Source organism: Synechococcus sp. BSA11S (genome assembly GCF_014224355.1).
Taxonomy (GTDB): Bacteria; Cyanobacteriota; Cyanobacteriia; order PCC-6307; family Cyanobiaceae; genus Regnicoccus_A.
On record NZ_VNWP01000001.1, the window covers coordinates 310,883 to 326,082 of the forward strand.

Below are 15,200 nucleotides of genomic sequence, written 5' to 3' on the forward strand. Positions count from 1 at the left end.
GGCCATGGGCGAGGTGGTGTCGGTGACTTTTGCGGGTGTCTCGCCCCGTGGTGCCGGCGGGGCGGCGGCAGATCTTCCCTCGCGGCCGCAGCTCTCTCCGGCTCCGGCCGGAGGTCGTGATTGGGCTGAGCAGCGGCAGTGGTGGTTGCTCTGGAGTGCCTGCCCGGGCCTGGGTTGGCGCCGTCTGCGGGAACTCGAGAAGGGCTGCGGCTGTTTAGCGGCGGCCTGGCAGACCCCCAGCAGCCAGCTGGCCAGGCTGAATGGCTTCGGGGCTGGGGTTCTTGCCAGCATTGAGGTTCATCGCCAGAGCTGGGGAGCGGATCCCATGGGCCCGGGCGGCTGGTCGTCCCAGGCGCCCGGGCCGGTGCTGGTGCCTGGGGACCCAGCACGACCAGCCTCCCTGGAGGCGCTGGCGCGGCCGCCGCTGGCCCTGCACTGGGCCGGGCGCGGATCCCTTTGGGCTCCCTTGCGGCGCCGGCAGTCGATTGCCGTCGTCGGCACCCGGCGCCCATCCCCCCATGGGCAACGCATGGCCGAGGCGCTGGGCGCGGCCCTGGCCGAGGCCGGCTGGCCTGTGGTCAGCGGCCTGGCGGAAGGCATCGACGCGGCGGTTCACCGCGGTTGCCTCGGGCGGGGTGGAAGGCCCATCGGGGTGCTGGGCACTCCCCTGGATCGCGTCTATCCCCGCCATCACCACAGCTTGCAGGCCGCCGTGGCCCGCAGCGGTCTGCTCCTGAGCGAGCATCCCAGGGGGACCCTCGTGCGTCGTGGCCATTTCGCCGCCCGCAACAGGCTTCAGGTGGCTCTGGCTCAGGCGGTCGTGGTGGTGGAGTGCCCCGAGGCCAGTGGTGCCCTGCATTCCGCTGCGCTGGCCTGGGAGCAGGGGCTGCCGCTCTGGGTGGTTCCAGCTGACACTGGCAAGCGATCGGCCCTTGGCAGCAATCGCCTGCTGGCCCAGGGGGCGAGCCCACTGCTGGCGGCCTCCGATCTGATCGCCCAGCTGGGCCCTGGACCCCTGGATCCAGCTGACGCTGTCACCACCACCAGGCCCATCTCCCCTCCAGCCGCAGGGGTTGTGGCCGGGGATCAGGTCCTGCTCGCCGCTCTGGGGCAGGGTGCCTCGCTCGAGCAGCTCACAGTCGCTCTGGGGCGTTCCGGCGCTGAGTTGGCCACCCAACTGCTGCAGTTGGAGTTGTCGGGGCGGGTGCGGGCTGAGCCAGGTCTTCGGTGGCGTCCCGCCGGGGAGGCCCCTGCCTAGGTTTGCCCCATGCCCCGTTCCTGGCCCCAATCCACCCCTGCCTCACCGCCCGCTTCCATGGGCCCAACGCCTCAGGCCGCAGGCACGCGCCTCCTCGGCTCCGAGCTGCTGGCCTGGCGCCAGCAGCGGTTGCGCGAAGGGGGCCGCTCGGCCGACCTCGACTGGCTGCTCGACCTGGGCGCCGGACTGCGCTGGACCCAGCTGCAGAGAGTTTGGCTCGATCCCTGCGCGCCACTGCCGTTGGATGCTGAGCTGAGTGAGCTCACACGGTTGTGGCGCCTGCATCTCGAGTCGCATACCCCACTCCAGTACCTGGTGGGCGTTTGCCCGTGGCGGCAGTTCTCGCTGGCCGTCTCCGAGGCCGTGCTGATTCCCCGCCAGGAGACCGAGGTGTTGGCAGACCTGGCCATCGACCTGGCCAGGTCCATGCCCGGCAGGGCCAGCGGACCACTGACCTGGGCTGATCTGGGAACAGGCTCCGGCTGCCTGGCCCTCGCTCTGGCTGTGGCTGTCCCTCAGGCCCGTGGCCTGGCGGTGGATTGCTCCGGGCCGGCCCTGGCCCAGGCCTCCAGCAACCTTCAGAGAGCAGGGGTGGGTGAGCGGGTCGAGCTTCAACTGGGCAGTTGGTGGGAGCCCCTGCGCCACTGCTGGGGTTCGCTGGATCTGGTGGTGAGCAACCCCCCTTACATTCCCACGGCTGTTCTCGCCCAGCTCGATCCGGTGGTGCGCGAGCATGAGCCGATTCTGGCCCTTGATGGAGGCCCTGACGGGCTGGAGGCGATCCGGAACCTGGTCAGTGGGGCCACGGAGGCACTGGCTCCCGGCGGCTTGCTGCTGCTGGAGCACCATCACGATCAGTCGGATCCGGTGGCTGAGCTGCTGGGCTCTGCTGGGCTGGTGGAGGTGATCTGCCATCACGACCTGGAAGGGCGAAGGCGCTTCGCCCAGGCCCGGAGACCCTGATCATGGACCGATCCTCCCAGCCACCTTCTTCTGATAGCCCGGCTGGGGATCTTCCTCCGGCCCGACTGGCCGGGTGGATCCTCTCGGGCGGTCCGGCCCTCTTCCCCACCGACACACTGCCGGCCCTGGCGGCACGTCCCGAAGCGGCACGCCAGATCTGGTCCCTCAAGACGCGACCCAGCAGCAAGCCGCTGATCCTGATGGGCGCCGAGCCTGAACCCTTGTGGGCCGCCCTTGAGTTGCCGCCCCTGCCGCAGTGGCTTGAGGTGGCTGAGCGCTGCTGGCCCGGGGCCCTCACCCTGGTGCTCCCCGCCCGGGGGGCTGTGGTGGCGGCCCTGCAGCCTGGTGTGGTGGCGGCCGAAGCCAGGCTTGGCCTGCGCATCCCCGCCTGCGAACAGGCCCTCGACCTGCTGCGCCGAACCGGGCCCCTGGCCACCACCAGCGCCAACCGCTCCGGAGATCCTCCCTGCCTCACAGCTGCGGAGGCGGCAGCGATGTTCCCCCAGGTGCCTCGGCTGGCGCCTGTCCCCTGGCTCCGCCCCGCAGGTCAGGCCAGCACGGTGTTGGCCTGGAGGCCGTCGGGTGATTGGCAGGTGTTGCGCTCCGGTGCTGTGATGCCGGATCTCCCCTTTCGATGAGGCCGCGATGCTCTGGCTCGTGCTGGCCGTGTTGGCCACACTTGGGTTTTCCCACAGCCTGATCGAGCCCTGGCTGGGCTGGGCCATGCCAGAGGCCGGTCTGCACGGATGGGGCTGGGCAGGGATAGCGGTTCTTGCTTTCCTGCTGGCCGGTCGTCGCCCCTGAGCGGCCTGCCGGGTTCAGAGCAGGCCGCGGTAGCGAACGAAGAGTTGAAGAATGGCCCAGGATCCCAGGGTCACCTTGATGGCCACGAGGATGTTGAGCAGGGGAATCCATCCTCCGCTGGCCAGGCTGCCGAAGGCACCGGCCGGTGGAGCCAGGCCCGTGAGACTCAACTGAGCCAGGATCAGGAAGACGATCACCGCCACCTTCTCCCAGGTTTCGGCGCGGTAGCGCTTGTAGAACATCGCTGTGCGCTCGGCTGAGCCGCTGATCACCAGAAGGCCGATGGCAGTGCCTCCGGCCACCCCGGCTCCGAATCCTCCCCCGGGTGAGAGGTGACCGCGCAGGGCCAGTTCAACCGCCACCAAGGCGCAGACGGTGGCCCCGAGTTGGCAGAGCACAAGGGAGGGAGCATCCTCCATGGCCAGGATCGTGCGGGCTGGTGCTTCACCGCTCAGCAGCCGCTTCACCCCCAGGGCTGCAAGGCTGAACACCACCACCTCACCCACGGTGTCGTAGAGCCGGGTGTCGAGAATGATCCCCGACACCACATTGGGCACGGCTGTGTCCCTGGCGATCGACTCCACGATCGAGGCAGCTGTTGGAAGCGTGAAGGCCTGATCCAGCAAGGGCAGTGCGCAGAGCAGGCCGGCGGCGAGAACATGGAGCATGGTCATCACGGCTGTGCTCCTGCTGGTGTGCTTCGGCTGAGGGGACCGATCGTTCCGCCGGCCTGAAGCCAGGCTCTGGCGCCCTCAAGGTGATGCAACTGCTCCAGCAGCCGTTGCGACCTGATCCGGAGTTGCCCGTCGGGCGCGAGCTGGCCGTGGGGATCGCCGGCCCTGGCGTCGTCGACCACCTCGAGGCGGAGGAAGGCCTGCTGGAGCCACTGCTCGAGCAGGGCCCGTTGGTCACTCTCCAGCAGGTCGTCACCAACGATGGCCAGACGAAACACCATCGAGGAGCGAAGGGCGATGGCATAAAGGGTGGTGGAGAGCAGGGTGCCCACCAGCGCTTCGGTGAGGGCCACATCGGCGGCCCCCAGCAGGGCATAGAGAAGGGTGGCGATCGCGCCGATAATTCCGCGCAGAACCAGCGTCTGGTAGGGATTGCGCTGCAACACCATCAGGATGGCGGTCAGGGGCAGCAGGCCTGCGATCGGGATCAGCTGAGCCAGGTTTCCGCCCAGATCCAGGGGGGCGCTCATGGTGGTGGCTCCATGGCCTCCAGGGGTGCCGTGCTGCGGCGGGAGCAGAACCCCAGCACGTAGCCGAACAGGGTGTTCCAGATCACCAGGGAGAACAGGGCAAGACTGAGCACAGGCCATTCCGCCGGGCGAAGCGGCAGCAGGCCCAGCAGCATCAGAGCCGAGCCGAGGGTGTCGGACACCGAGAGGCCGTGCAGCTTGGCCAGGTAGCTGGAGCGGCCAAGCAGTGGCCAGGTTCCCACCAGCCAGAACGCCAGTCCGCTGATCAGGAGCACAGCGCTGAAGAGGCGGATCAGGCTGGGGTCGATGGTCATGGCTCCATCTCGCGCAGCAGGTTGGCCAGCAGCATCACCCCTGCATTGCCGACGCTCAGCACGATCACCCCCACCACGCCGATCATCCGATCCCCGCGCACCACATCGAACACCAGCAGCAGGATGGAGATCTTGGTGGAAATGCTGGCGAAGGCCGCGAGGCGGTGCCAGAGATCGGGATTGCGAAGCACCACCAGCACTGGGATCACCAGGGCCATCACCATCCCGTAGACCAGCAGGGTCATCCCCCCCGCCTCCGTCCCAGTTCATGCACCAGGTAGCTGCCATCGGGCCGCCGGCCCAAGGCGATCGTGAGGGGGGTGAGCGTGATCCTGAACACCTCAAGGAACACCACCAGCGAGGAGGAGCTGCCTGAGCCCCCAAGACTGGTGAGCCGCTCCACCCGATGGGGCCTGAGCATCATGGAAACGGCTTCGGAGTAAGCCTGAGGGATCGAGAGCAGGACGGCCCAGAGGGAGCGCAGCAGCAGCGACGGGCTCGCCAGCCTTGAGCGTGCCCTCGGCAGTGCCACAGCCAGGGCCAGACCGACGATCAGATTGAAACGGCCGAAATCCGCGGTGAGCAGGAGCCAGAGCCCCAGCCGGAATCCGGTGGTCAGCCCCCAGCTGGCTGCTCGGCGCAGCCTCAACAGGTGGCTTGTCACCACAAGAGCATCACCACAATGGCTGTGCCCATGATGCCCATGCTGCCGATCAGGTCGTCGAAGCGTTCAACGTCCGGCAAGCGAAGCTGCGCTCGAAAGGGCTGGATCAGCCGGTGAACTGCCCAGCCGGCCAGCAGCACCCCCAGCGATTTCCCCAGGGACGCCGGTTTCAGGCTGGCCAGCCAAGGGAGGCTGTCGTGACCCATCAGGGGCAGGCCGTTGCTCAACACCAGGCCGGCCACCAGCAGTGTCACCCCCCAGGAAACCGGCCAGGTCCAGCCTGAAGGCACCCGCTGGATCGGGCTGGCCCACAGCCGGGTGTAGACGGCGGCTGTGCCCACCGAGAACACCGTGACCAGCAGGGCCGGCAGGGGACCCAGCTCCAGCTGCAGTCGCTCCTTGGCCAGATAGCCCACCAGCAGAGGACAGCCGGCGATCGAAAGGGCCGCCAGCCGCATCGGCAGTGCCACCGAAAACGGCAGGGGCATCTCCTCCCAATCTTCCAGACGGCGGCTTGGAAAGTGGCGTGCCAGCAGAAACAAGCAGGCTTTGGCGATCCCATGGCCCAGAGCGAACAGGCCGGCGGTCAGCGGCGAGAGCACCACCAACCCGACCTGCGACACCGTGCTCCAGGCCAGCAGTCGTTTCACATCGGGCTCGAGCAAGGCGAAGACCACCGCAAAGCCCGTGCTGGCCAGACCCAGCCAGAGCACCACCGAGCCGATCGCCGAGCTTGCCTGGGCCAGCCTCATCAAGGGCGCCGCCCCAGCGGTGATCACCACCCCCGAGAGCAGTGCCGACACCTGGGCCGGCGCCTCGGCGTGGGTTCTCGGCAGCCACAGCCCCGAGATGAACAACCCCGACTTCGTCAGCAGTCCCACCAGGAGAAGCGCCAGCGGGCCGGCCGTGGCTCCACGGACCCCCTCAAAGCCAAAGGAGCCATGGCTGGCATGGATCTGGGCGCAGCCGATCAGATAGAAGAGCAGGGCTGTGCTCCCCACCAGCAGGTAGCGCAGGGCAATCCAGAGTGATTGGACCCTGTGGCGGTCGGCGATCAGCAGGAACGCGCACAGGCTCACCACTTCCAGAGCCACATAGAGGCTGATCAGGTCGTGGCAGACGAGGGCGGAATTGATCGACCCATGCAGGGCCATCAACAGCAGGCAGAAGCTGGGGTCCTCCTGGCTCTGGCCACGATCGAGCAGAACGGCAGCACCCACGAGGGCATTGAGCACCAGGAAGGGGGTGAGGAAACCATCCAGCAGCAGGGACACACCAAAGGGCCCCACCAGCTGGATCCGAATCGCCTCGGGAGCAAAGCCGAGCGCCAGGCCCACGACCAGGGTGGCCGTGCAGCAGATCAGGGCCATCCACCAGCCGAGTTTCGGCCGGAGAGCCGAGCTGAAGGCCAGCAGGAAGGGCAGCAGCAACCAGCCGATGAGGAGCGCATTCATCCTTCAGTGGGCTCCTCCATGGCATCGACCTGCAGAGTGGGCTCCCGGCGGGCGAGATGGGTGATCACCACCAGCAGCAGGGCCTGAACAGAAAATCCGATCACGATTGCCGTGAGGATCACCGCCTGGGGTACCGGGTCGGCAAAGGGCGACACCGGCTGCACGACCTCGGGGCTGGTCTCCAGGATCGGCGTGCGCAGGCCACTGCGGGCGGCCAGCAGCACGAAGAACCCGATCACTCCGGTGCTCATCACATCAAGCGCCAACACCTTGAGAAAGAGGTTGCGGCGCAGCAGAACCCCAAGAAAACCCGCCAGGGCCGTCACCAGGACCAGGGCCTCGATCAACAGCGCAGGGGTGAGGAAAGGGAGGGGAATGGGGTGTTGGCAGCAAGCCGGCTAACGGATTTGAACCGATGACCTTCGCTTTACAAAAGCGCTGCTCTACCGCTGAGCTAAGCCGGCACGGGGCTGAGCTTATCGTTCGCCTGTGCCCAGAGCAGAAGCTGGGATCGATTGCTGCAGCCCGCCTTTGCCAGCAGGCTGGAAACATGGCTCTCCACGGTCCTGGGGCTCAGCACGAGCTGGGTCGCAATCGCTTTGTTGCTCAGGCCACGTGACAGCCAGATGAGCACCCGCATTTCGGCAGGAGTGGGGGAAAGATCGACCATGGACATGGGCCAACCCTCAGAGGTTCGCGTTCCAGGGTTCCCCATCTGTCCATCCCTGGTCCTGCCGAAGGCCTCCAACCAGGATCAGGCGGTGGCCATGGTGGGGTCGTTGCCGGGAGCAGGCGGATTAGGGCGGGCTCGTTTGATCGGCAGATTGGCCACCAGCGCCGTGACGCGGTCTTCGGTTTCGAGGCTCACGTCCCCTTCCTCCACGTCGATCTCGACATAACGGGAGACCACCTCAAGGATTTCCCGACGCATCTGCTCCAGCAATTCGGGATTGAGGTCGCTGCGGTCGTGGGCGAGCACGAGCTGCAGCCTTTCGCGGGCCATGCCTGCGCTTGCGGGTTGACGCCCCAGCAGCCTGTCGATGAAATCGCGCAAAGTCATCGCAGCTCAGAAGATTTTGGTGTGCATCAGGCGCCCCAGCTTGGCGCGCAGGCTCTTGCCTTCCTTGGTGGGGTCGGTCAGGGGCACCTCCTCGCCACGCAGGCGTCGGGCGACATTGGTGTAAGCCTGCCCTGCCGGGGAACGGGTGCCGTTGAGGGTGAGCGGCTCGCCGCGGTTGGTGGAGACGATCACCTGGTCGTCTTCCAGAACAAGGCCGAGCAGGGGCAGGGCAAGAATGTCGGTGACATCGCTCACCGAGAGCATCTCCTGGTTGGCCATCATCCGGGGCCTCACCCTGTTGAGCACCAGCTGGATCGGCTTGATCTCACGGGTCTGCAGCAGACCGATCACCCGATCCGCATCCCTCACCGCCGACACCTCCGGGGTGGTCACCACCAGGGCTTCCCGGCAGGCTGCAGCGGCATTCTTGAAGCCGTCCTCGATGCCTGCAGGACAATCGATCAGGACGTAGTCGAATTGCTCGGCCAGAAGCCCCACGATCTTCTTCATGTCGTCGGGGGTGAGCCACTCGAGCATGCGTGGGTTGCCGGCCGGGAGCAGGGAGAGGTTGGGCTCCTGCTTGTGCTTGACCAGCGCCTGTTCCAGACGGCAACTGCCTGCAAGCACCTCCTGGGCGGTGTAGACGATCCGGTTCTCCAGGCCCAGCAGGAGATCAAGGTTGCGAAGGCCGAAGTCGGCATCCAGCACGGCGGTGCGGGCCCCCTGCTTGGCCAGGGCAATGCCCAGATTGGCCGTGAGGGTGGTTTTTCCGACGCCCCCTTTGCCGGAACAGATCAGAATCGTGCGGTTCTGTGCGCTCGTCACGGGAATGCCAGACATGCCAGAGATTATGGCCCCGAACTCCGGCCAGCCCATGGTTCAGGAGCCGGCCTTTGCGGAGCTGCTGACTGTGACACCCGTAGGGGCCTGATCAACTGCTGAAGGGGGGCCAGCTCGGCTCGGCGGGATCGATGCGGATCAGCCCATCAACCAAGCGGGCCTGCTCGCAGAAGCCTGGAGGCGGGGAGTCCTCCGGTCCCCTGGCGATCACTTCGGCGATCCGCAGCTGCAGGGGCCGCAGCTGCAGGGCCACGATCCTGGCGCCTGAATCACCATGGCAACCGGCATGGGCCACGCCCCGCAGCCGGCCCCACACCAGCACATCGCCGCCGGCACTGACCCGGGCCCCTGGGTTGACGTCCCCGAGCACCAGGGCCGTGCCCTCCACCTGAAGATGGTCACCGGAGCGCAGAGTGCCCCGCTGGATCACCAGATCACTGCTCGCCAGGGGTTTCGGGGTGGGCTCAGCGGCGGCGTTCAGGTGCAGGCGGGTGGTGAGCCCGATCGCCGCGGCAGCGACCAGGGTGAGGGGCTGGACCCCTTCCACCCCCACCAGTTCCAGCTGGTGAGCGGCCAGCTGACGTTCCAGGGCACGAAGGTCAGTCACCGTGAGCAGCCAGTCGCCGCTCTGAAGCAGCAGCGCTCCGCTGCCGATCACGCCCTCGAGTCCATGATTCACCTGCTCCGGCACGGGAGCGGTTTCGGGGCCCTGTGCCGGCAGCATCAATTGATGGGGAAGGCCGCTGCGGGCAGCCGGCACGAAATCGGCAGCCATCGCCGCATGCGGAGGCGCCCAACTTAGGCAGCACCACGGCGGTTCCCCCCCAGGGCGCGGAGCCGCTCACGCAGGGGCTCGCTCACCTCCGCAGGGTGGATCAACCAGGCCAGCTCCACCGGCTTCACCAGGCTGGCCACCAGGGGGGAGCAGTCCTCCAGGGCCGCCAGCGATTCCCCATCCCAGAGCCGCAGGCCACCTTTGTAAGGGTGATAACCACGGTTCTGGCGCTGTTGAAGGGCACAGCACAGGCTGGCACTGAGTCCGGCGGCCTTGCTGAGCGTCTGGGCGAGGGCAAGCAGCTCCAGCCGTTCACCGGCCCCGAGGTGGCTCACATCGCTGGCCTTGAGCAGGCGGCGGTCCAGCAGGCGCCCGCAGAGCTCCTGCAGCTCCGGCGGTCCGTCCTCCCGCCAGCGCATCAGGTGGTAGCCGGTGCGCAGGTCGTCGTTGGCCAGGTAGGTCTCCAGATCGAGGCTGTCAGGGCGCCACAGCCAGACCGCCATCACGGCATCGGCGCTCACCCCCCCCTCCCGTCCGAGGGTGCGGGCCCTTTGGATCGTCTGGGACAGCAACCAGTTGCAGACCACATTCAGCCGGTGGTTGTAAAGGCTGCGGTACATCAGGCTGCGCACCACCAGGTAGTGCTCCACGGCCATCAGCCCCTTAGGGTGCAGTGCCAGGCTGCCGTCGGGTGCCAGGGTCAGGGCGCCCAGGATCCTCTCGAGATCCAGCTGGCCATAGCTGGCACCGGTGCTGTGGCTGTCACGCAGCAGATAGTCGAGCCGGTCGCAATCCAGCTGGCCGCTCACCAGTGAGGCCAGCGCGGGGTGACGGTGGACCCCATGCTCGAGCAGGTCAGCCACCGCATCGGCGCTGCCGCAGGCATGGCGCTCCAGGATCTGCCGCAGGGCCGGGTGTTCCCGCACCAGCCGGGCCGACCAGGTTTCGTGGCGCAGTCCATACATCTCCTCACCGGAGTGGCTGAGCGGGGCGTGCCCCACGTCGTGAAGCAGGGCCGCGGCGTAGAGGACCCCCTGATCCTCTGCCAGCTGGGGGGCCTGACGCGCCAGCTGGCGGAGGGCGAGCCTGGCCAGGTGCAGCACCCCCAGGGAGTGGGTGAAGCGGCTGGACTCGGCGCCGTGGAAGGTGAGGAACGCCGGCCCCAGCTGCCGGATCCGGCGCAGTCGCTGGAAGGGGGCGGTCTCGATCAGCTCCATGGCCAGAGACTCGGCCGGCAGGCTGGCCTCCAGCCGGATCGCCCCGTGCAGGGGATCGTGGTAGGTGCGGCCGCTCATGGCGAGATGAGGTCCTGCACCAGTTGCTCGGCGGCCAGCTCCAGCCAGCTGTCGTCCTCCCCTCCTGGATTGAGAGGCTCCGGCTGGGGCAGCTCCAGGTCGGGTTCGATGCCCTGGTGCTGGATGTCGCGGCCGCTGGGTGTCACGTAGCGGGCCACCGTCACGGCCAGGCCGCTGCCGTCCCCCAGGTTGATCAGTGTCTGAATCAGCCCCTTGCCGAAGGTGCGACTCCCCAGCAGAGGTGAGCGCCCGTCGTCCTGGAGGGCGCCCGCCAGGATCTCACTGGCGCTGGCGGTGCCGCCATTCACCAGGGTGACCATCGGGCCGGAGAACAGCTGCCCGATCGCGGCCTGCCTGCGCTCGCTCAGTCCTTCACGGTTGACGGTCTCGACGATGGGCTCGGCGTCGAGGAAGGCACTGGCCACGGCCACCCCCCCCTCGACAAGGCCGCCTGAGTTGTTGCGCAGATCGAGAATCACCCCTTCCACGCCGCTGGTGCCGAACTGCTCGAGGGCCTGACGCACTCCTGCGGGAACCGGCTCACTGAACTGGTTGATGCGCAGCAGGCCAAGGCGGTGACCGTCCCTCTCCACCAGCCGGGAACGCACAGGTTGCAGCTCCACCCGCTGACGCTTCAGCAGCATCTGTAGGGGCTCAGCGGACGGGCCGGGGGGGCGGATCCGCACCAGCACGCTGGTTCCTGCCGGCCCCCTCAGCTGCGCGGCCGTGGCCTCCAGCCCCAGGCGGCGGCAGGCCTCTCCCTCCACTTCCAGCAGTTCGCTGCCCGAGCTGATGCCGGCGGCGGCGGCCGGCGATCCATCCAGCGGCGCGATCACCACGATCCCCTGCCCGTCCCCTCCAAGGCTGAGCTGCAGGCCGACGCCGCTGACGCTTCCCTCCGTGGTGGCACGCAGTGCTCTGTAGTCGTCTGGGCGCAGCACACGGGTGTAGGGATCGCCGAGGGGCTCGAGCATGGCGGCAATGGCGTCATAGGCCTCGGCGCTGGTCTCGATCGGATGTTCCAGGGCCTTCTGGCGCAGCCTCCGCCAATGAACAGTTTCAAATCGTGTGGGGTCGACGTAGCTCTGGTTCACCAGACGCCACGCCGCCACCACCAGCTGCTGGGCATCGTTGAGGGCCAGGGCCGGGCCCGGCCTCAGCCACAATCCTGCGCAGAGCAGCAGGGCCACGGCCAGGGCCCTGGCCCGCCGGAGGATCCTGCGGAAGGAGCGGGGCTTCAGCGCGCTCATGGCGCCGGGGCCAGGGACGGGATGGCGATCACGACCGAAGCGCGGGTATCGGTAGACTCTCGCAACCCCAACCCAGCACTGCATGGCGAACTCGTCTCCCGCCGCCAAGTCGTCTCCCGTTTTCGACTGGTTCGAGGAGCGCCTGGAACTCCAGGCGATTGCGGACGACATCTCCTCGAAGTACGTGCCGCCCCACGTCAACATCTTTTATTGCCTCGGCGGCATCACACTGGTGTGCTTCCTGATCCAGTTCGCCACTGGGTTTGCGATGACCTTCTACTACAAGCCCACTGTGGCCGAGGCCTATTCCTCGGTTCAGTACCTCATGACCGATGTCAGTTTCGGCTGGCTGATCCGCTCCGTGCACCGTTGGAGCGCGAGCATGATGGTCCTGATGCTGATCCTGCACGTGTTCCGTGTGTACCTCACCGGTGGCTTCAAGCGTCCCCGTGAACTCACCTGGGTCACCGGTGTGGTGATGGCCGTGATCACTGTCTCCTTCGGTGTCACCGGTTACTCCCTCCCCTGGGATCAGGTCGGATACTGGGCCGTCAAGATCGTCTCGGGTGTTCCGGCAGCGGTTCCCGTTGTGGGCGACTTCATGGTCGAACTCCTTCGAGGCGGCGAAAGCGTTGGACAGGCCACCCTCACCCGCTTCTACAGCCTGCATACCTTTGTGATGCCCTGGTTGCTGGCTGTGTTCATGCTCATGCACTTCCTGATGATCCGCAAGCAAGGCATCTCGGGTCCTTTGTGATCAGCGGGCACTCCGCGATCCATTTCTTTTTGCCTTCCCTCTTCTCTTACCCCACACCTGGTGCCTGCGATGCACATCCTCAAGAAGCCTGATCTCAGCGACCCCAGCCTGCGCGCCAAGCTCGCCAAGGGCATGGGCCACAACTACTACGGAGAGCCTGCCTGGCCCAACGATCTCCTCTACATCTTCCCGGTGGTGATCCTCGGAACCATCGCCATGGTGGTGGGACTGGCTGTTCTCGATCCTGCCATGCTCGGTGACAAGGCTGACCCCTTCGCCACGCCCCTGGAGATCCTGCCTGAGTGGTACCTCTACCCGGTCTTCCAGATCCTGCGGGTTGTTCCCAACAAGCTTCTCGGCATTGCCCTGCAGACGATGGTCCCCCTGGGCTTGATGCTCATCCCCTTCATCGAGAGCTTCAACAAGTTCCAGAATCCGTTCCGCCGCCCTGTGGCCATGGCCGCTTTCCTGTTCGGAACGGTGTTCACCATTTATCTGGGCATCGGCGCTGCTCTGCCGATCGACAAATCACTCACTCTCGGTCTGTTCTGATCCAACGTCCTGGAGACCCAAAAGCCGCCGTTCCATCGGCGGCTTTTTTCATGGCAGCCCGTCAATCGCGAGCAGGGAGACGTCGGCAGGCTTGACCCGCAGCAGGTGGTGCAGAAGAAGAAAGCCCACAATTGTCCAGGTCTGGTAGGTGCGTGACTGCTGGCCCACCCAGGTACCGGTGGGCCCATCGAAATACTCGGCCCACTGCTGCCGCGGCAACTGATTCAGCTGCGACCAGTAGCACTCCTCGAGCATGGCCTTGACCTGACCCATCAACAACACGTCCGCCTGAGGATGGCACTGCTCATGCTGAAGGATCGCCCCGCCGAAGTACCAGAGCAGACTGGGCCAGTGCCCTCCGTTGTGATAGCTCCAGGGCCAGTTTTTGGGATCTGAGCCGGTCTTGTTCATCCACTCGGTGGCTTCCATGGGCGGATGGCAGATTCGCATCGGCATCTGCGCCATCAGATCGCTGCGGTTGTGCAAGACCAGGCGGAACAGGCCCCGCTGTTGCGGCGCCGTGAGCAAGCCGAACAGGCAGGCCAGGGAATTTCCGAGGGTGTAGAAGCGGAAATCGGGTCGGCCGGTGCGGATGTTGCCAATCAGGTAGCCACCACGGTTCTCCAGCCAGTCCTGCAGCCAGTCGGGGATCACCTGGGGCTGCACATTGAACTCGTTCTCGTGCTGATGGTCGCCGTACTGCTCGGTGGGGCGGCGGCGCAGAACCTGCATCGTCTTGCTGGTGACCCAGTAATGCTTGAGCAGAAAGGATCGGAGGTCGTGGATCCACTGGCGGGTGAGCTCGAGCCGTTGCTCCAGCAAGCGGCTGCTTCGGTCACGGCGGGCGATCTCCATCAGATGGCCGCAGCTGCGCAGGCAACCGAACAGGATCACCTCCACCTCCAGGGGCCCCCCCCAGACGTCCATCGGACGGTCGATCATGAAGGAGCAGTCTGGAACGAACAGCACCGGTGTTCCCTCGAAGGTGGGGTGCATCACCAGATCGAGTAGCAGCTGCACCCCCCGCTGCACCTTCTGACTGGCCCCGAACTCCCAATCCTTGCTTCGCTTGACGTAATACCAGCAGAGGATCGGCCACCACAGGCTGGCGTCCACCGACGTGATCCGTCCGATCGAGCGCTGGCCGTAGTCGGCCAGGAGCTGGCCGTTCTGCTCGATGAAACTGGTGGGGAAGACCCCCCGGGTCTGGTACGTGCTGCTCTGCAGGTCGAGGCAGACGCTCAGAAAGTGACGAACGATTTCAAAACGTCCCTCCAGCAGCAGGTGAATCATCACCGGCACGTTGTCGCGCAGGAACACCTCGCCGTAGTTGAGGGAGTCGTGGCTGCGGGGATGCCCCAGGGCGGCCACGGATCCCACCACGGATCCCTGAACCGAGACCAGGGTGCGCTCGAACTTCTCCCGGGCACTGGCTACAACTGCTTCCTCACGGGAGCTGGGGCGGACCCGCAGCCTCTCCTGGCTGAAATGTGTGGCCAAGCCTGGGCTCCTCTCAAACGGGGTCGGTGCCAGCGAAACCATAGGAAGGACGCGGCAACTGGGCATCTCACCGTTGGCTCTTGAGACTGACTGACCGCTGAGCCGGGAGGGAGTGTGGTATGTTTTTGGACTGCGCGTGAGCCGGAAGGTGAACGCTGCAGGGCTTGCAACAGAGGAGTAGGCGAGAGCCGACGGCCGGTGTTGTAAGTTTCCAAAGCGGATGGGAGACCACCCGCGAGCCACCCCGAGAGCCGAGAGGCTTTTGAGGGGGCGCACCTGGACAACTCAAAAGTTTAGGAACTGACGCTTTTGCTGCGTCAGATGCCGATGAGCTTGATGCGCGAGATGGGCTCCTGCAAGGGAGGCGTTAGCGGGTTGAGATTAGAGGTGTCAGACGAGATAGCAGCAAAGGTGTGAGGTCCCGTCAAAAGAAACAAGCATCAGGAGCTTGCCTGAGTTTTGAGCGGAGCACTTTCACGGGTGATCAGCTCAATGGATGTTCAGGTGAGT

The 15,200-nt window shown here is 66.2% G+C and carries 20 protein-coding genes and 1 tRNA gene; 6 read left to right on the top strand and 15 right to left on the bottom strand.

Features of this window, described 5'->3' with window-relative positions:
• Positions 1–4 precede the first annotated feature (4 nt).
• The 4 genes from FPZ61_RS01710 to FPZ61_RS01725 are packed head-to-tail and all read left to right on the top strand — an operon-like array spanning position 5 to position 3,025.
• Positions 5–1,258 carry a DNA-processing protein DprA gene (locus FPZ61_RS01710; RefSeq protein ID WP_185464106.1) on the top strand — a complete coding sequence of 418 codons (1,254 nt, stop codon included), beginning with the start codon at positions 5–7 and terminating at the stop codon, positions 1,256–1,258.
• A gap of 57 nt (positions 1,259–1,315) precedes the next feature.
• Positions 1,316–2,221, top strand: coding sequence for a peptide chain release factor N(5)-glutamine methyltransferase (prmC, locus tag FPZ61_RS01715; protein ID WP_185464384.1), 906 nt, complete (start codon positions 1,316–1,318; stop codon positions 2,219–2,221).
• Positions 2,222–2,223: 2 nt separating this feature from the next.
• Complete coding sequence (locus FPZ61_RS01720) at positions 2,224–2,859, top strand: L-threonylcarbamoyladenylate synthase (protein ID WP_185464105.1); 636 nt, start codon at positions 2,224–2,226, stop codon at positions 2,857–2,859.
• A 7-nt stretch (positions 2,860–2,866) separates the two neighbouring features.
• Positions 2,867–3,025 carry a hypothetical protein gene (locus tag FPZ61_RS01725; protein WP_185464104.1) on the top strand — a complete coding sequence of 53 codons (159 nt, stop codon included), beginning with the start codon at positions 2,867–2,869 and terminating at the stop codon, positions 3,023–3,025.
• 14 nt (positions 3,026–3,039) lie between these two features.
• On the opposite strand, the gene FPZ61_RS01730 is transcribed toward FPZ61_RS01725, so the two are convergent.
• From FPZ61_RS01730 to ctpZ, 14 genes are all read right to left on the bottom strand, one after another.
• Entirely contained in the window at positions 3,040–3,699 is a 660-nt protein-coding gene (locus tag FPZ61_RS01730; protein WP_185464103.1) for a Na(+)/H(+) antiporter subunit B, read from the bottom strand.
• Positions 3,699–4,229: a hydrogenase subunit MbhD domain-containing protein gene (locus FPZ61_RS01735; RefSeq protein ID WP_185464102.1), complete on the bottom strand. Its 531-nt coding sequence runs from the start codon at positions 4,227–4,229 to the stop codon at positions 3,699–3,701. The genes FPZ61_RS01730 and FPZ61_RS01735 overlap by 1 nt, the downstream gene beginning before the upstream one ends.
• Entirely contained in the window at positions 4,226–4,543 is a 318-nt protein-coding gene (locus FPZ61_RS01740) for a monovalent cation/H(+) antiporter subunit G (protein WP_185464101.1), read from the bottom strand. The genes FPZ61_RS01735 and FPZ61_RS01740 overlap by 4 nt, the downstream gene beginning before the upstream one ends.
• On the bottom strand, positions 4,540–4,788 hold the full coding sequence (locus FPZ61_RS01745) for a hypothetical protein (RefSeq protein WP_185464100.1): 249 nt from the start codon (positions 4,786–4,788) through the stop codon (positions 4,540–4,542). Before FPZ61_RS01745 ends, FPZ61_RS01740 begins: the two co-directional genes overlap by 4 nt.
• Complete coding sequence (locus FPZ61_RS01750) at positions 4,785–5,207, bottom strand: Na+/H+ antiporter subunit E (RefSeq protein ID WP_185464099.1); 423 nt, start codon at positions 5,205–5,207, stop codon at positions 4,785–4,787. Before FPZ61_RS01750 ends, FPZ61_RS01745 begins: the two co-directional genes overlap by 4 nt.
• Complete coding sequence (locus tag FPZ61_RS01755) at positions 5,204–6,661, bottom strand: proton-conducting transporter membrane subunit (RefSeq protein ID WP_185464098.1); 1,458 nt, start codon at positions 6,659–6,661, stop codon at positions 5,204–5,206. The genes FPZ61_RS01750 and FPZ61_RS01755 overlap by 4 nt, the downstream gene beginning before the upstream one ends.
• Complete coding sequence (locus FPZ61_RS01760) at positions 6,658–7,008, bottom strand: cation:proton antiporter subunit C (RefSeq protein WP_185464097.1); 351 nt, start codon at positions 7,006–7,008, stop codon at positions 6,658–6,660. Before FPZ61_RS01760 ends, FPZ61_RS01755 begins: the two co-directional genes overlap by 4 nt.
• Before the next feature lie 45 nt (positions 7,009–7,053).
• Positions 7,054–7,125: transfer RNA gene (locus FPZ61_RS01765), tRNA-Thr, on the bottom strand.
• Positions 7,116–7,331 (bottom strand): response regulator transcription factor, encoded by a 216-nt coding sequence (locus tag FPZ61_RS01770; RefSeq protein ID WP_255441250.1) that lies wholly within the window; start codon positions 7,329–7,331, stop codon positions 7,116–7,118. The genes FPZ61_RS01765 and FPZ61_RS01770 overlap by 10 nt, the downstream gene beginning before the upstream one ends.
• A gap of 84 nt (positions 7,332–7,415) precedes the next feature.
• Positions 7,416–7,721, bottom strand: coding sequence for a cell division topological specificity factor MinE (minE, locus tag FPZ61_RS01775; protein WP_185464095.1), 306 nt, complete (start codon positions 7,719–7,721; stop codon positions 7,416–7,418).
• Positions 7,722–7,727: 6 nt separating this feature from the next.
• Positions 7,728–8,561 (bottom strand): septum site-determining protein MinD, encoded by an 834-nt coding sequence (minD, locus tag FPZ61_RS01780; RefSeq protein WP_185464094.1) that lies wholly within the window; start codon positions 8,559–8,561, stop codon positions 7,728–7,730.
• Between the two features lie 91 nt (positions 8,562–8,652).
• Entirely contained in the window at positions 8,653–9,336 is a 684-nt protein-coding gene (minC, locus tag FPZ61_RS01785) for a septum site-determining protein MinC (protein WP_185464093.1), read from the bottom strand.
• A 23-nt stretch (positions 9,337–9,359) separates the two neighbouring features.
• Entirely contained in the window at positions 9,360–10,631 is a 1,272-nt protein-coding gene (locus FPZ61_RS01790) for an HD domain-containing protein (protein ID WP_185464092.1), read from the bottom strand.
• Complete coding sequence (gene ctpZ / locus FPZ61_RS01795; RefSeq protein WP_185464091.1) at positions 10,628–11,881, bottom strand: carboxyl-terminal processing protease CtpZ; 1,254 nt, start codon at positions 11,879–11,881, stop codon at positions 10,628–10,630. Before ctpZ ends, FPZ61_RS01790 begins: the two co-directional genes overlap by 4 nt.
• 82 nt (positions 11,882–11,963) lie before the next feature.
• Here ctpZ and petB point away from each other — a divergent pair, with 82 nt between their 5' ends.
• Both petB and petD read left to right on the top strand, forming a co-directional pair.
• Positions 11,964–12,638 carry a cytochrome b6 gene (petB, locus tag FPZ61_RS01800; protein ID WP_006173475.1) on the top strand — a complete coding sequence of 225 codons (675 nt, stop codon included), beginning with the start codon at positions 11,964–11,966 and terminating at the stop codon, positions 12,636–12,638.
• A gap of 69 nt (positions 12,639–12,707) precedes the next feature.
• On the top strand, positions 12,708–13,190 hold the full coding sequence (gene petD, locus FPZ61_RS01805) for a cytochrome b6-f complex subunit IV (RefSeq protein ID WP_006173477.1): 483 nt from the start codon (positions 12,708–12,710) through the stop codon (positions 13,188–13,190).
• Between the two features lie 48 nt (positions 13,191–13,238).
• Here the strand turns inward: petD and FPZ61_RS01810 are convergent, their stop codons facing one another.
• A complete protein-coding gene (locus FPZ61_RS01810) occupies positions 13,239–14,690 on the bottom strand; it encodes a glycoside hydrolase 100 family protein (protein ID WP_185464090.1) in 1,452 nt (483 codons plus the stop codon).
• Positions 14,691–15,200 lie beyond the last annotated feature (510 nt).

Coding starts and splice junctions, on each gene's coding strand:
- FPZ61_RS01770 (WP_255441250.1), bottom strand. CDS start 7,331: ATGGTCGATCTTTCCCCCACTCCTGCCGAAATGCGGGTGCTCATCTGG.
- FPZ61_RS01725 (WP_185464104.1), top strand. CDS start 2,867: ATGCTCTGGCTCGTGCTGGCCGTGTTGGCCACACTTGGGTTTTCCCAC.
- minE (WP_185464095.1), bottom strand. CDS start 7,721: ATGACTTTGCGCGATTTCATCGACAGGCTGCTGGGGCGTCAACCCGCA.
- FPZ61_RS01790 (WP_185464092.1), bottom strand. CDS start 10,631: ATGAGCGGCCGCACCTACCACGATCCCCTGCACGGGGCGATCCGGCTG.
- FPZ61_RS01710 (WP_185464106.1), top strand. CDS start 5: ATGGGCGAGGTGGTGTCGGTGACTTTTGCGGGTGTCTCGCCCCGTGGT.
- FPZ61_RS01740 (WP_185464101.1), bottom strand. CDS start 4,543: ATGACCATCGACCCCAGCCTGATCCGCCTCTTCAGCGCTGTGCTCCTG.
- ctpZ (WP_185464091.1), bottom strand. CDS start 11,881: ATGAGCGCGCTGAAGCCCCGCTCCTTCCGCAGGATCCTCCGGCGGGCC.
- minC (WP_185464093.1), bottom strand. CDS start 9,336: ATGGCTGCCGATTTCGTGCCGGCTGCCCGCAGCGGCCTTCCCCATCAA.
- FPZ61_RS01730 (WP_185464103.1), bottom strand. CDS start 3,699: ATGACCATGCTCCATGTTCTCGCCGCCGGCCTGCTCTGCGCACTGCCC.
- prmC (WP_185464384.1), top strand. CDS start 1,316: ATGGGCCCAACGCCTCAGGCCGCAGGCACGCGCCTCCTCGGCTCCGAG.
- petB (WP_006173475.1), top strand. CDS start 11,964: ATGGCGAACTCGTCTCCCGCCGCCAAGTCGTCTCCCGTTTTCGACTGG.
- petD (WP_006173477.1), top strand. CDS start 12,708: ATGCACATCCTCAAGAAGCCTGATCTCAGCGACCCCAGCCTGCGCGCC.
- FPZ61_RS01755 (WP_185464098.1), bottom strand. CDS start 6,661: ATGAATGCGCTCCTCATCGGCTGGTTGCTGCTGCCCTTCCTGCTGGCC.
- minD (WP_185464094.1), bottom strand. CDS start 8,561: ATGTCTGGCATTCCCGTGACGAGCGCACAGAACCGCACGATTCTGATC.
- FPZ61_RS01735 (WP_185464102.1), bottom strand. CDS start 4,229: ATGAGCGCCCCCCTGGATCTGGGCGGAAACCTGGCTCAGCTGATCCCG.
- FPZ61_RS01745 (WP_185464100.1), bottom strand. CDS start 4,788: ATGACCCTGCTGGTCTACGGGATGGTGATGGCCCTGGTGATCCCAGTG.
- FPZ61_RS01720 (WP_185464105.1), top strand. CDS start 2,224: ATGGACCGATCCTCCCAGCCACCTTCTTCTGATAGCCCGGCTGGGGAT.